The following is a 13,623-nucleotide window of genomic DNA, read 5'->3' as shown; positions in this document are numbered from 1 at the left end:
AAAATCGGTCTCTTTAAGATTTAGGAGATTTTTATGAGAAGACGCGGCAATCCAAATTTGATATTTTTCGGCGTTATTATTTTACTTTTAGTTGCGGCGGTAGCTTTTTTATTTACATCAAAAACATTTGAGCGCGAAGCCCCAAACATCGCCATCTCAGATCAAATTTACTGGAACCTAACCTCGCCTCTACCGATCAAGATAACCGACGAAGGCGGCGTAAAATCAGTTAAAATTTCACTCGTTGACGAAAAAGGCAGCGTAAATTTGCTAACTCAAAAATTTGAAGCGCCGTCTGAAATCGTAGATTTAAATTTGACCTTTCCCAAAACGGGATTTGGCGCGCAAAAAGACATCTACAACATCGTAATAGAGGCCACAGATACTAGCAAATGGGGATTTTTCCTCGGCAACACGCAAAAAAAAGAGGTCAAAATCACCGTCGATAACAAAAAACCCGACGTAAATATCCTAAATCACTCCTACGCCATCACCAAAGGCGGCAGCGCGACGGTCGTGTTTAAGGCGACTGATGAAATGCTAAAAGAGGTCTATATCGAGACAAATTACGGTAAAAAATTTATCCCGAGCAAATTCGTAAAAGACGGCTACTACGCCTCGCTAGTGGCTTGGCCGGCACAGCAAGGCTCGTTTAGCGCCGACGTCGTGGCGCTTGACGCGGCGGGAAACATAACCAAAAGCAAGATAAGATTTTTCTACCAAGATAAAAAATACCGCATTTCAAAGATAAAGCTAGACGGTCAAAGTAGATTTTTAAACGAAAAAATCCCCGAGCTAGCGCAACAATACGCTAAAAACTACGACGCAATGAGCAATCTGGAAAAAATGAAATTCGTAAATGAAAATCTCCGCGAGGCAAATGAGAAAATAATCTCACAAATCGCCGCAAAAGTAGAAATAGACGCTGCGGAAAACTTTAGCGTAAATAAATTTTATCCGCTAAAAAACGGCAAAGCCGTAGCAAGCTTCGGCGATCACAGATACTACACCTTTGAGGATAAAGACGTCAGCGAAAGCTGGCACATGGGTATCGACCTGGCCTCAACACAAAAAGCCGACATCGTCGCTAGCAATGACGGCATAGTCGAATTTGCCGCAGAAAACGGCATCTATGGGCGCAACGTCCTGATAAATCACGGATTTGGGCTATTTTCTCTCTACGGACACTGCAGCTCGCTAAACGTCAAAGCCGGCGACTCCGTCAAAGCCGGCGACATCATAGCAAACACCGGAGTTACGGGCCTAGCGATGGGCGATCACTTGCACTTTGGCATGCTAGTACAAGGCATAGAAGTGCGCCCGGAGGAGTGGATGGATAACGGCTGGATGAAGGATAACGTAACCGGCGTTTTAAGCGCGGCTAAAAAAATGGTCGAATAAATTTGCCATTTTGTTGCAAATTTGTTGTATAATGACAAGAACAAGAAAAATAAGGGCGAAAATTTGAAACAAACAACTATAAAATCAGCCGTAGAAGGCGTAGGTATCGGGCTTCACAAGGGCGAGCCGATAAAAATCACGCTTGAACCGCTCGGGGCAAATTCGGGAATAATATTTTACAGAAAAGACCTCGGAGTGAGCTTTAAAGCAGAGCCGAAAAACGTGATAAACACTCAAATGGCAACCGTAATCGGCGGCAAAGAGGGCTACATTTCGACGATCGAGCACCTGCTAAGCGCGATAAACGGCTACGGCATCGACAACGTCCGTATCGTCCTGGACGCCAACGAGGTGCCGGTCATGGACGGCTCGGCGATAAGCTACTGCATGATGCTGGATGAAGCCGGCACAGCGGAGCTTGACGCAGATAAAAAGGTAATCGTAATCAAACGCCCGGTAGAAGTAAATAAAAACGGAAAATTCGCCAGAGTAACGCCGTCGAATAACCCAAAATTAGACTTTACTATCAAATTTGCCCACCCGATAATCGGCGAGCAAAACTACGTGTTTGAGTTTAGCAAACAAGCCTACATTGAGGAGATCGCACGCGCTAGGACGTTTGGATTTTTAAAAGACGTACAGATGTTAAGAGCGCAAAATTTAGCCCTCGGCGGTAGCCTAGATAACGCCGTGGTTATCGACGATAATAAAATTTTAAATCCTGAAGGCCTGCGCTTTGAAAACGAATTCGTTCGTCATAAAATTTTAGACGCGATCGGCGATCTAAGCCTGATGGGTGCGCCATTGATGGCTGATTATACAAGCTTTGCGGGCAGTCACGAGCTAAACCACGAGCTAACGCTAGCTATCCTAAGCGACGATAAAAACTACGAAATCGTCACGCTAAAAGGCGATTTCGCACGCGAATATCAAAAGGTATTTGCATAAAAAATATCCAAATTTTAGTTATCGCTCTTAGCTCACCGCTAATCGTCGGCGTTTATGACGAAAACGGCGAGCTTCTAGAGCAAATTTCTAGCGAAGAAAAATCCGACGTCTCTCTCGTAAAAATAATGGACAAGATCTTAAACGGCGGCAAATTTAACCTACAAAAAATCATCTACGCAAACGGCCCGGGAAGCTTCATGGGTGTAAAAGTCGCTTACGTCGTTTTAAAGACGATTAGTATAGTAAAAGAGTGCGAATTTTACGCAGTTAGCGGCTTTGAGCTAAACGGCGGCGCACCGATACGGGCAAATAAAAATTTAAGCTTCGTAGATATGCCAGGGGGCATCAAACTGCAAAGAGCAGAGGCCGGCGAATTTGCCTTGCCGCAAAATTTAGCGGTTTTAAATCTAATTTTAGATACTCTACCAAATTACGTTATTCAAGCCGTTTAGGAGATTTCTTGCAAATTTTAGTTCCCGCCACGAGCGCAAACATTGGCCCCGGTTTTGACGCTCTAGGACTTGCTTTAGAGCTACATAACACAGTCGAGATAACGAGGGCAAATTTCGCCTCGGTAAGCATTTTAGGCGAAGGTAAAGACAACGCGCTTCTTAAAAAAAACAACATTTTTTTATCTATTTTCAATGAAATTTACGTCAAACTAACGGGCAAAAAAGATACTTTTCGCATGATTTTTACCAATCAAATTCCTTTCTCTCGCGGCCTTGGCAGCTCCTCTGCAGTTATCACTTCAGCCATTGCAGCAGCCTACGCGGCGGCTGGATTTAAGGCGGATAAAAGCGCGATTTTAAACCAGGCTCTAGTTTACGAAAACCACCCCGACAACATCGCTCCGGCGACGCTTGGCGGCTTTGTTAGCTCCGTCGTTGAAAACGGCAAGGTAAAATCTCTAAAAAAACCTTTAAGCGCTGATATAAAAGCCGTCATCGTGATCCCCGACAAGCCCATGAGCACAAATGAATCGCGCGCCAAGCTACCTAAAAATTTCACTATGGGCGAGTGCGTTAGCAACCTCTCTCACGCCGCATTTCTCACGGCTTGCTTTTTTAGCGAAAATTACGAACTTTTAAGAACGGCGGCAAAAGACGTCATGCACGAACAAATCCGCATGCAAAGCCTACCCGAGCTCTTTGAAGTGCGCAAGATAGCTTACGAAAACGGTGCGCTTTTAAGCACGCTTTCTGGCAGCGGATCGAGCTTTTTAAATATAGTTTACGCGGGCGATACGGCAAATTTAAAACAAAAACTGCAAGATAAATTTAAGAGCTTTCGAGTTGAAATTTTTAATTTTGACAACGACGGGATAAAAATCCTACAAAGCTAAAAAAAAGCTAAAAGAAGTTATAATAATGGCTCAAAAATTTATCCCTATCAGGACGTGCGTAGTCTGCAAAAAGCGCTTTGAACAGCAAATTTTGCGTAGATACAGACTGATAAATTCTTCGCTATTTTTCGGAAACGGAAACGGACGCAGCTTTTATCTTTGCGAGGAATGTCTAAAAAAAGACGAGAAAATTTTAAGAAAATCGCTCGGAAGAGTCGCAGGCAGCTTTATAGCGACGCTACAAAACGGGCAAAATTTAAAGGAGATACTCTTAAATGGGGACTGTTCGAATTTCAGAGATAGCAAATGAGCTCGGCTACAATAGCAAAGAGGTTTTAGAAAAGGCTATTGAGCTTGGGCTAAAGGTCAAAACGCACTCAAGCGGCGTTAGTCCTGAAGAAGCGGCGGCGCTATACACCTACATCCAAACTGGCGAGATCCCCGAAGCTCTCAAGAAAAAACCGGAAAAGAAAAAACCGACCGTCAAAAAGGCGGAAACTAAAGAGAGCAAAGAGGAAAAAGAGAGCAAACCTAAAGAGGCCAAAAAACCAAGCGCCGCAAAAGAAGAAAAGCCTTTGCCGAAAGAAAAAGTAGAAACAAAAAGCGACGAAAAATCTGAAAAAGAACAAAAAATAGCCACTCAAAAACCGGCCGAAAAAGCGTCAGAACCAAAAACTCCAGCAGCGCCAAAAGAGGAACCGAAGGCCGAGTCTACAGCCGTCGAGCCGGTTCAGCCAAAAGAAAGCCTGGCCGACGTTAGCCTACAAAAAAGACGCGGCCTAGTTATCGTAAAAAAGAAAAAAGACGAGCAACCAGCGCCTAGGACAAGCGAGAGAAAAGAGTCTGCGCCGGCACTAAATTTGGAAAGTATGTTTAAATTTAGCGACGAAAAAATCGAGCGCAAAAAGAAAAAAGAGAAAAAACCGGTCATCGCAACCAAAAAAGACGGCGCTACAAAGATGGATCTACTCGGCGACCGCGACATGGCCGACATCGTGATCGAGGATGAGGACGTGGTTATATTGCCTGATTTTTCCGTACGAACGCAAACCCCGGAGCCTCAAAAAACAAGACAACCTGCAAATACCAGCTACAAACCGGTACTAAATACATCGGTAAGTTCATTTCTAGAGCAAGGCACTGCGCGCAGGCCTCGCAAAAAACATAAAAAATCACAACGCGCCGACCATAACGGCGAAGCAGTAACCTACGTCGAGATACCAAAAGAGATCCGTCTTTACGAATTTGCCGACAAGATCAACAAGCAACCGAGCGAAATCATCGGCAAGCTCTTTATGCTAGGCATGATGACGACCAAAAACGACTTCCTAGACGAGGATGCGATAGAAATTTTAGCCGATGAATTCGGTATCGAGGTAAATATCGTCGATACGCAAGAAGCATTTGACTACGTTAAAGCCTACGACGAAGAAGAGGAGCAGCTGGATGATGCAAATTTGACCGTCCGAGCTCCGGTTATCACCATCATGGGTCACGTCGACCACGGCAAAACCTCTCTACTAGACTACATCAGAAGCTCGCGAGTAGCAGCAGGCGAAGCTGGCGGCATCACGCAGCACGTAGGCGCCTATATGGTAAATAAAAACGGCAAAAACATTACCTTTATCGATACTCCGGGCCACGAGGCTTTCACAGCTATGCGCGCTAGAGGAGCCAAGATCACCGATATCGTTATCATCGTGGTCGCAGCCGACGACGGCGTAAAACCGCAGACCAAAGAGGCCGTGAGCCACGCAAAAGCCGCCGGCGTACCGATCATCATCGCGATAAACAAGATGGATAAAGAGGCTGCAAACCCCGACAAAGTAAAAAGCGAACTAGCAGAGCTGGATATCCTATCTACCGACTGGGGCGGCACGTACGAGTTCGTACCGATCTCCGCAAAAACAGGTATGGGTATAGACGATCTGCTTGAGATCGTACTCTTGCAGGCTGAAATTTTAGAGCTAAAAGCAAACGCAAAAGCAAACGCAAAAGCCGCTATAATAGAAAGCTCTCAGCAAAAAGGCCGCGGTCCGGTAGCTACGGTTATCGTAGAAAACGGTACTCTAAGAGTCGGCGATATCGTGGTCGCAGGCATCGCATACGGCAAGATAAGAACGATAACCGACGATCAAGGTAAAATTTTAAAAGAGATAAAACCTGGCGAATGCGGCGTGATAATGGGACTTAGCGAAATTCCTGAAGCTGGTGAAACGCTAATAAGCGTCAAAACCGACAAAGAAGCCCGTGAATACGCACAGAAAAAGGCCGAATATTTGCGCCAAAAAGAGCTCAGCAAGACTACCAAAGTAAGCCTAGAGGAGCTTAGCGAGAAGATCGCCGAGGGCGAGCTAAAATCGCTCCCTGTCATCGTAAAAGCCGACGTTGGCGGCTCGCTAGAAGCCATCAAGGCAAGCCTAGAAAAACTTCGCAACGACGAGATAAAAGTAAATATCATCCACTCGGGCGTGGGCGGCATTACCCAAAGCGATGTGGAGTTGGCCAGAGCGAGCGAAAACTCCGTGATTTTAGGCTTTAACATAAGGCCGACGGGCGAAGTGAAAGAAAAAGCCAAAGAAAGCGGCGTCGAGATCAAAACCTATAACGTCATCTATAACCTGATCGACGACGTCAAGGCGATCCTAAGCGGTCTAATGTCGCCTGTCATCCACGAGGAGCAGCTCGGCCAAGCACAAGTACGCCAAGTCATCAACGTCCCTAAGGTAGGCGCGATCGCAGGCTGCATGGTAACCGAAGGCACGATAAACCGCGGCGCGAAAATCCGCCTGATCAGAAACGGCGTGGTCGTACACGAGGGTACGGTAAGCTCGCTAAAACGCTTCAAAGACGACGTGAGAGAGGTTGCTCGCGGCTTTGAGTGCGGCGTGGGCATAGACGGCTACAACGACATCAGAGAGGGCGACTACATTGAGAGCTTTAAAGAAGTAGAGGAGCAAGCTAGCCTATGAACCCCTCGGAGATAAAACGTCTGCGCACGCAAAGCGTGTTAAAAGAGCTACTACCCGAAGCTCTATCTACGCTCGAGGACGAGCTTTTACGCGGACTTTGCGTAACCGACGTCGAGTGCAAAAAGGGCAGATACGACGCGTTCGTTTATCTAGATAAAATGATGTTTGACGAGCGCGAGCAGGCATATATACTAGACCGCCTAAAGCGAGTATCAAAGCACCTACAAAACCACTGCATGGCGGCCGAGGGCTGGTATAGAGCGCCGAATTTTCACTTCAAATTCGACGACAGACTCGAGTACCAAAACCACATGGACGATTTATTTGAAAAAATCTCAGAGGATCTAAACAAAAATGCAAAATCTTGAAAATCTGATCTCGCAGTGCGGCGTGCAGCTCTACGACGTCGAGGTCGCGAACGAAAACGGCAGAGCCATTTATAGGATCTACATCGCAAAGCCCGGCGGCGTAAATTTGGACGACTGCGAAAAGGTTTCGCGCATACTCTCGCCGATATTTGACGTCGAGCCGCCGCTTACCGGAGACTACGTACTAGAGGTTAGCTCGCCCGGACTTGAGCGAAAGTTAGAAAAACCGAGCCATTTTATCTTGAGTATCGGTGAACTGGCTAAAATTTCAGCCGAAGTAGACGGCGAAAACAAAAAACTAAAAGGCAAAATTTTATCCGCCGACGATGAAGAAATATCGTTTGAGAGCGAAGGTCAAATTTTAAAAATAAAAATCGCGAATATAAAAAAGGCAAAAACCTATATCGAGTGGTAAGCCGTAAATTTAAAGGCTCAAATTTGTACAGCAAGATAGTCTAAATTTCTGCAAATTTGAGCATTTTAAATTTACATTTCCAAATTTAAACATACCACAGTAAAATCTCTTAAATTTAACCTTTCAAATCTTAAAACCGCCTCCGCATAAATTTAAATTTCCCCCAAAAGCATAAAAAATGGCGCCGTAAATTTTAGCGATTCTACCCGCCTACTCCCCCAAAGCGCGCAGCGTAAATTTAATACCCGACTAGCAAAACATAAGCTAACTTTGGCTATAATCCCTAAATTTTTTAAAAAGTAGGAATCATGAGCTTTTTAGATATTTTTTCCAAAACAAGAAAGCAACAATCCGCTCCTAGCGAGGCTCCGGCGCACTGGGTCAAATGCGACAGCTGTCACTCGCTGATGTATTACAAAGAGGTCGAGGCAAATTTTAACGTCTGTCCAAAGTGCGGTTTTCACATGAGATTAGCCGCCGATAAGAGGATAGCGATGATCTGCGACGAAGGCAGTTTCGTCGAGCTTGATACCAAGCTAAAGCCCGTCGATCCGATCAAATTCGTCGATAAAAAATCCTATAAAAAACGTATAAGCGAAAACGAGGAAAAGACGGGCAGAAGCTCGGCCGTGATCTGCGGCGAAGCCAAGATAGACGGCATGAATGTACAGCTAGCGGTTTTTGATTTTGGCTTTATGGGCGGCTCTTTAGGCTCGGTCGAGGGCGAAAAGATCGTGCGCGCCGTAAAAAGATCGCTCGATAAAAAACAGCCTCTCATAATCGTTTCGGCTTCGGGCGGAGCGAGGATGCAGGAGAGTACGTTTTCGCTAATGCAGATGTCAAAGACTTCCGCCGCGCTAAAGTTGCTTGACGAGGCTAAGGTGCCCTATATATCGGTCCTAACCGATCCTACGATGGGCGGAGTGAGCGCGTCTTTCGCGTGGCTGGGCGATGTCATCATCGCAGAGCCTGGCGCTCTCATAGGATTTGCCGGGCAGCGCGTTATCAAACAAACCATCGGAGCTGATTTGCCTGAGGGCTTTCAAAGGTCTGAGTTTTTGCTAGAGCACGGCCTAATAGACGCCATAGTCGAGCGCAAAGAGCATAAGCAGTTTTTAAGCGATATGATAAGGCTGCTCTCAAACAACCCGGCCTACGCCGCTAAGCAGCCGAGCGCTCAAAGCTTGGACGACGAGGAATAAATTTGGAAATTTCCGTGTTTTGCATCCAAAAGTCAAAACGTGAAAATTTTGAAAACGAGATCAAAGAGTACGCGAAAATGTCGTCGAAATTCGCCAAAATTTCAGACGTCGTTATCTTTAACGACAAAATCGCCAAAGCCCAAAGCAAAGGGCGAGATGAGGCGCTAAAAGCCTACGACGAGGTTTATGAGCCAAATTTAAACGGCTTTTGCGTGGCTCTTGACGAAGCGGGTCGCGAATTTAACAGCGAGGAGTTTGCCAAACTCATCTCGGACAAGGCTCAAATTTCGTTTTTTATCGGCGGAGCTTACGGGCTGAGCCAAAATTTTAAACAAAAAACCGACGCCGTCGTTAGCCTAAGCCGCATGACGATGGCGCACAAGATCGCTAAACTTATGCTTCACGAGCAGATTTTCAGAGCTCTTTGCATAAACGCGAACCACCCATATCACAAATAAAGGAAAAAAATGCGCAAAAGCGACCTGGAGCAGTTTAAGGCACTTTTACTGGAGCGAAAAGCACAGATAACTAAAAATATTTTTGACTCGTCAAACGAGATGGCAGGACTACGCCAAAGCGGCGTCAGCGACGAGTTTGATATCGCCTCCGTAAACGCCGATCAACTCATCGAGCAATCAATCAGCGCTCAACAAAGACAAGAACTAGCCGAGATCGACGTCTCGCTGCGAAAGATCGCCGACAAAACCTACGGCATCTGCGAGATGTGCGAGGAAGATATCGGACTGGCGCGTTTGCGCGTCAAACCGCACGCAAAATACTGCATCACATGCCGTGAGATAGTGGAAAAAACCGCAAAATAGGGGTACGCCATGCAAATCAAACGTTTTATAGCTTGCGCCGTGCTTTACCTGGTCGTAGTCGGCGCGATAGTTTATCTTTTCGAGGGAGGCTCTTACGAGCTTCATCTTAAATTTGCCTTTTTAGGCAGCGACGTAGAGTATGCGTTAAATTTACCCGTCGCCGTGTGGATGATATTGCCGCCTGCGATTTTGACGATATTTTGCGTGCTTCATATGGCCTATCACGGCTTTAAATTTTACGCTTTTAAACGTAAAATTTCGCACGACGAGAAATTTTATAGAGACCTCGGCAAAGAAATTTTACTCGGCCTTGATACGAACAAAGACTTTAAAACGAACTTTTATAAAATCCCATCCCAGATAGCCAGAGTCCTCTCGCCGTGGGATAGATACAAGGACGCAAATATCGAGGGCGAGGAACTACAAAACGCCTTAGATATAATGCGCACGGTCAAAAACGGCGAAGTTGCAGACCTAAAGAAATTTAAGCTACCTAAAGACAATCCGCTCTTTATCAAAAACGAGCTAAACAAGATAGCAAATTTGGACGGATACTATCTGGAAACGCTTAAAAAATCTATGGGCGATCAAGGCGAAATCGCTCGCGAAGCAAGGCAAAAGCTAATAAATTTAGGCTCGCTCGCCGATATCAAAAAATTTGCTCCAGATCTGGACGAAAAAGAGATCATGACGCTTATCGCCCGCTTTGCCAAAGACGAGATAAATTTGAGCAACGACGAGATTTTAGAGCTGTTAAATTCGGATAAAATTTCAAAAGATAGCTTTAGTATCAGCGCCGCGACGCTAAAAAGCAAAATCGCTCCGGACGCTATCATCGGCATCTTCGAGCGGCTCAAAAACGAACGTCAAGAGGCGCAGGAAGCATACATCTATCTGCTATTTGAGTTTGAGATGCTCGAGCGCGCGCAGGAGGTCTTGGCGGGTCTTGAAGCCGGCGAATATCAAAATTTCCGCACCCTGCTCTACCTCAGACAAAACGGCAAAAACGTCCCGACCGATCTATTTTTCAAGCACGCCCATTGCTGATAGATTTTTCAAAAAAGCCGCTTTTTCTAGCTCCGCTCGCGGGCTTTTCGGACCTGCCGCTTAGAAGCGTGGTCAAGCAGTTTGGTTGCGACGTGACTGTAAGTGAGATGATAAGCGCAAACGCCCTAGTCTATGAAGGCAGCAAAACGCTTGAAATGCTCAAAAAATCGCCGCTTGAAACGCCATATATCGTGCAGATCGCAGGCAGCGACGCGGACATCGTCAAAAAAGCGGTGGAAATTTTAAACGGTATCGACGGTATCGACGGTATCGATCTAAACTGCGGTTGCCCCGTGCCAAAGGTCGTCAAACAGTCCGCGGGCTCGGCTCTGCTAAAAGATATCTCGAACCTAAAACGCATCGTAGAAACCATCAAAAAAACCTCAAATAAGCAAATGACTAGCGTCAAATTGCGCCTGGGCTTTGATGAAAAAATCCCTGAGATTTTAGCCATCGCCGCGCAGGACGCCGGAGCCGACTACATCGCATTTCACGGGCGCACGAGAGCGGGCGGCTACACGACAGCGGTAGATTACGCCGCGATCGGCCGAGCCAAAGAAGCTGTAACCATCCCTGTCATCGCAAACGGCGACATCTCGCCGGAAAACGCAGCCCAGACGCTAAATTTGACCAACGCCGACGCTCTGATGATAGGACGCGCTTGCATCGGCAAGCCGTGGGTTTTCCACGAGATAAAAACGGGCGGCAGTATTGACGCGGCGACGAAAAAGGCGATCATTTTGGCGCATTTTGACGCGATGATCGAGCACTACGGCGAGCACGGAGCGGCGATATTTCGCAAGCACCTACACCGCTACTCCAAAGGCATAGACGGCGCCAGCGCCTTTCGCGACGAGATAAATCACATCGCCGAGCCTGAGATCCTGCGCCAAAAAATCCAAACATTTTTCTAGCCATGCAAGGCTACATCCTGCACACGCAAAAGGTGCGTGACGAGGACCTGCTCGTCTACATCCTCACGCCCTCGCTGCTGGTTAAATCCTACCGATTCTACGGCGCGCGCCACTCAAACGTCCTGCAAGGTTACAAGATCGACTTCGAGCTAGAAGGCGGCGAAAACTTCCTCCCGCACCTGCGCAGCGTCCTACACCTAGGCTACCGCTGGCTGCTCTCGCGCGAGCGACTGCTCGTGTGGCAACAGTTTATGCGCCTACTCTACGCCCACCTGCGAGACGTAGAGCAGATAGACGAGGTGTATTTTCGCGAGCTTGAGCTTTGCGCCTCGCGCTTTGACAGAGGCGCTCCCAAACGCCTACTCATCGAGAGCTACGTGCGCATTTTGGAGGCAGAGGGCAGGCTACACGATGAGCTTTTTTGCTTTATCTGCGATGAGCCAGTGGAGGATAACGTGGCGCTAGCTAGGAGCTTTTTACCCGCTCACGAGCACTGCGCTGCGCAAAAGGGTTTTGAAATAGAAAAGATAAAAATGCTCTTTAGCGAGCGCTCTACGTTGCTACTTGACGACGACGAGATAGACGCGCTTTACTCCATTTTGCTTCAGGGGCTTTGATCAAATTTGGCATTTCAAATTTGACTTGCCAGAGTTTGCTTTCAAATTTAACCCGCTCAAATTTTATGCAAACGGATCTCGCCGTGCCCTACTCCCGATATCCAAATTTATCAGCTCAAATTGCATCAAATTTACCGCCTCTTTACCTAGTTTTGGCTAAGATTTTGCAAATTTGACTTAAGGGATAAATTTGAAAAAATTCGCACTCGGCTTTGCCGCCCTTTTTCTCGTCGTTTTTGTAAATTTCCTCTACGAAAAGCTATCTCGCCCTACGCATTTTACCGTCACTCCCGATACTAAAATAGACCCAAACTCCGAGCTAGCCAAATACGTAACGCAAGAGGAGATAGACGATTTTGCTTTTAGATACTGGGATATAGACGAATACGAGGAAAACAACGCCACTCTTAACGCTTTAAGAAATTTGCTGAGGCTAAAAGATACCGATAAAATTTTAAATTTTATGACAAGAAACGGGCTTAGCGCCGACGTAAAGATGAAGGCAAACACGACTCCGCTGATGTACGCTAGCTTTTACGACGACGAAGCCACGGCAAAAAGACTTATAGATATGGGCGCAAACGCTCATGCGAAAGATAACTACAAACTCTCGCCCCTGGCCTACGCCATAGAAAACAACTCTACAAAGACCGCCAAGCTCTTGCTTGATAGCGGGGTTAAATTTAGCAATAAAGAAAAAATTCAAAGATATTTAAAAGCGCCCCAAAACGATAGGATCAAAAGCTTGACTATCGACGGAGATAATATATTTGTAGAGTACGAAGCAAAATACGGTCAGAAAAACGAAGGCTCAAAAGGCTGGATATTGCCTTTTGATTATATTACCTTTGGCAACTTTACCGAGATGCTACAAATACTATTTAGTATGGGGTATTTTGACGAGAACGGCAACTATTTTAAAGATATGAAATATATGCCAAACTACGAACCTATGCTAAATTTGCTACTAGACAATAACGTTTCGGGGCAGCCTACTAGCGAGGAGCGGAAAGAGGCGTATAAAAAGTGTCACGATAAAGTTGGAGTTTTTACTGCAGCAAAGGAAGGCTATATCTATAAAATGAATAAAGGCAGAGACGAAGAAGGCGAGGCTAGGTTGCGCAAAAACGACAAATATAGGCATTTATGTACCGAGTGCTTATATCATGAAGGTCTTTTAAAATACAAACCAAAGCCGCCAGATCCCGAACAAATAAAAAGATTTGACGATACTATAAATTTTTACTCTAAACACTGTTTGGACGAAAATGCTACATTTAAAGACACCGAATCTTTTGTAAAATGGGCAAATGAAGAAGAAAGACGAGAGAATATATTGCGGTTTTTAGAAGCGCACAAAAACAACCCCGCAAAGGTAATCTATATCGACGCCAATACAAGTAGTCAAAACAAAGAAAAGCTAATATCCAATAAACTAATCCAAAAATTAAGGAGTAAAGATGCCGCAGAGCGACGATGATAGATTGCTATATAGCGCAGTGAAGGTTGTCGGGCAAATTTGAGCCGACTAGCAAAAGTCAAATTTGACCGAAAGAGCAGTCAAATTTAAGCT

At 45.9% G+C, this 13,623-nt stretch carries 15 protein-coding genes; all 15 read left to right on the top strand.

The annotated features are described in order from the left end of the window. Positions 1–33: 33 nt before the first annotated feature. The 15 genes from pgp6 (at position 34) to CSHOW_RS01895 (ending at position 13,530) form a co-directional block, all read left to right on the top strand. Positions 34–1,401, top strand: a complete 1,368-nt coding sequence (pgp6, locus tag CSHOW_RS01965; protein WP_002947533.1) for a peptidoglycan metallopeptidase Pgp6 — start codon at positions 34–36, stop codon at positions 1,399–1,401. A gap of 63 nt (positions 1,402–1,464) precedes the next feature. Continuing rightward, positions 1,465–2,349, top strand: coding sequence for a UDP-3-O-acyl-N-acetylglucosamine deacetylase (gene lpxC / locus CSHOW_RS01960; protein WP_002947532.1), 885 nt, complete (start codon positions 1,465–1,467; stop codon positions 2,347–2,349). Positions 2,350–2,474: 125 nt separating this feature from the next. Continuing rightward, on the top strand, positions 2,475–2,801 hold the full coding sequence (locus CSHOW_RS01955; protein WP_002947521.1) for a hypothetical protein: 327 nt from the start codon (positions 2,475–2,477) through the stop codon (positions 2,799–2,801). Between the two features lie 8 nt (positions 2,802–2,809). After that, entirely contained in the window at positions 2,810–3,694 is an 885-nt protein-coding gene (gene thrB / locus CSHOW_RS01950) for a homoserine kinase (RefSeq protein WP_002947519.1), read from the top strand. A 25-nt stretch (positions 3,695–3,719) separates the two neighbouring features. Beyond that, a complete protein-coding gene (locus CSHOW_RS01945; RefSeq protein WP_002947517.1) occupies positions 3,720–4,004 on the top strand; it encodes a YlxR family protein in 285 nt (94 codons plus the stop codon). After that, a complete protein-coding gene (infB, locus tag CSHOW_RS01940; RefSeq protein WP_002947516.1) occupies positions 3,970–6,666 on the top strand; it encodes a translation initiation factor IF-2 in 2,697 nt (898 codons plus the stop codon). The genes CSHOW_RS01945 and infB overlap by 35 nt, the downstream gene beginning before the upstream one ends. Beyond that, positions 6,663–7,034 carry a 30S ribosome-binding factor RbfA gene (rbfA, locus tag CSHOW_RS01935; protein ID WP_002943703.1) on the top strand — a complete coding sequence of 124 codons (372 nt, stop codon included), beginning with the start codon at positions 6,663–6,665 and terminating at the stop codon, positions 7,032–7,034. The genes infB and rbfA overlap by 4 nt, the downstream gene beginning before the upstream one ends. Next, positions 7,021–7,449, top strand: a complete 429-nt coding sequence (gene rimP, locus CSHOW_RS01930; RefSeq protein WP_002947514.1) for a ribosome maturation factor RimP — start codon at positions 7,021–7,023, stop codon at positions 7,447–7,449. The genes rbfA and rimP overlap by 14 nt, the downstream gene beginning before the upstream one ends. Positions 7,450–7,757: 308 nt before the next feature. After that, positions 7,758–8,651, top strand: a complete 894-nt coding sequence (gene accD / locus CSHOW_RS01925) for an acetyl-CoA carboxylase, carboxyltransferase subunit beta (protein ID WP_002947513.1) — start codon at positions 7,758–7,760, stop codon at positions 8,649–8,651. A 2-nt stretch (positions 8,652–8,653) separates the two neighbouring features. Beyond that, positions 8,654–9,109, top strand: a complete 456-nt coding sequence (locus CSHOW_RS01920) for a 23S rRNA (pseudouridine(1915)-N(3))-methyltransferase RlmH (protein ID WP_002947511.1) — start codon at positions 8,654–8,656, stop codon at positions 9,107–9,109. Positions 9,110–9,118: 9 nt separating this feature from the next. Beyond that, on the top strand, positions 9,119–9,472 hold the full coding sequence (gene dksA, locus CSHOW_RS01915) for an RNA polymerase-binding protein DksA (protein WP_002947510.1): 354 nt from the start codon (positions 9,119–9,121) through the stop codon (positions 9,470–9,472). A gap of 9 nt (positions 9,473–9,481) precedes the next feature. Then, entirely contained in the window at positions 9,482–10,519 is a 1,038-nt protein-coding gene (locus CSHOW_RS01910; protein WP_002947508.1) for a hypothetical protein, read from the top strand. Further along, on the top strand, positions 10,516–11,433 hold the full coding sequence (locus CSHOW_RS01905; RefSeq protein WP_039895141.1) for a tRNA dihydrouridine synthase: 918 nt from the start codon (positions 10,516–10,518) through the stop codon (positions 11,431–11,433). Before CSHOW_RS01910 ends, CSHOW_RS01905 begins: the two co-directional genes overlap by 4 nt. 2 nt (positions 11,434–11,435) lie before the next feature. Further along, positions 11,436–12,050, top strand: a complete 615-nt coding sequence (gene recO / locus CSHOW_RS01900) for a recombination protein RecO (RefSeq protein ID WP_002947505.1) — start codon at positions 11,436–11,438, stop codon at positions 12,048–12,050. 190 nt (positions 12,051–12,240) lie between these two features. Further along, a complete protein-coding gene (locus CSHOW_RS01895; protein WP_002947500.1) occupies positions 12,241–13,530 on the top strand; it encodes an ankyrin repeat domain-containing protein in 1,290 nt (429 codons plus the stop codon). Positions 13,531–13,623: the final 93 nt, after the last annotated feature.

The sequence above is a fragment of the Campylobacter showae genome (assembly GCF_004803815.1).
Taxonomy (GTDB): Bacteria; Campylobacterota; Campylobacteria; order Campylobacterales; family Campylobacteraceae; genus Campylobacter_A; species Campylobacter_A showae.
This window is presented reverse-complemented; position numbering and strand designations above follow the sequence as displayed.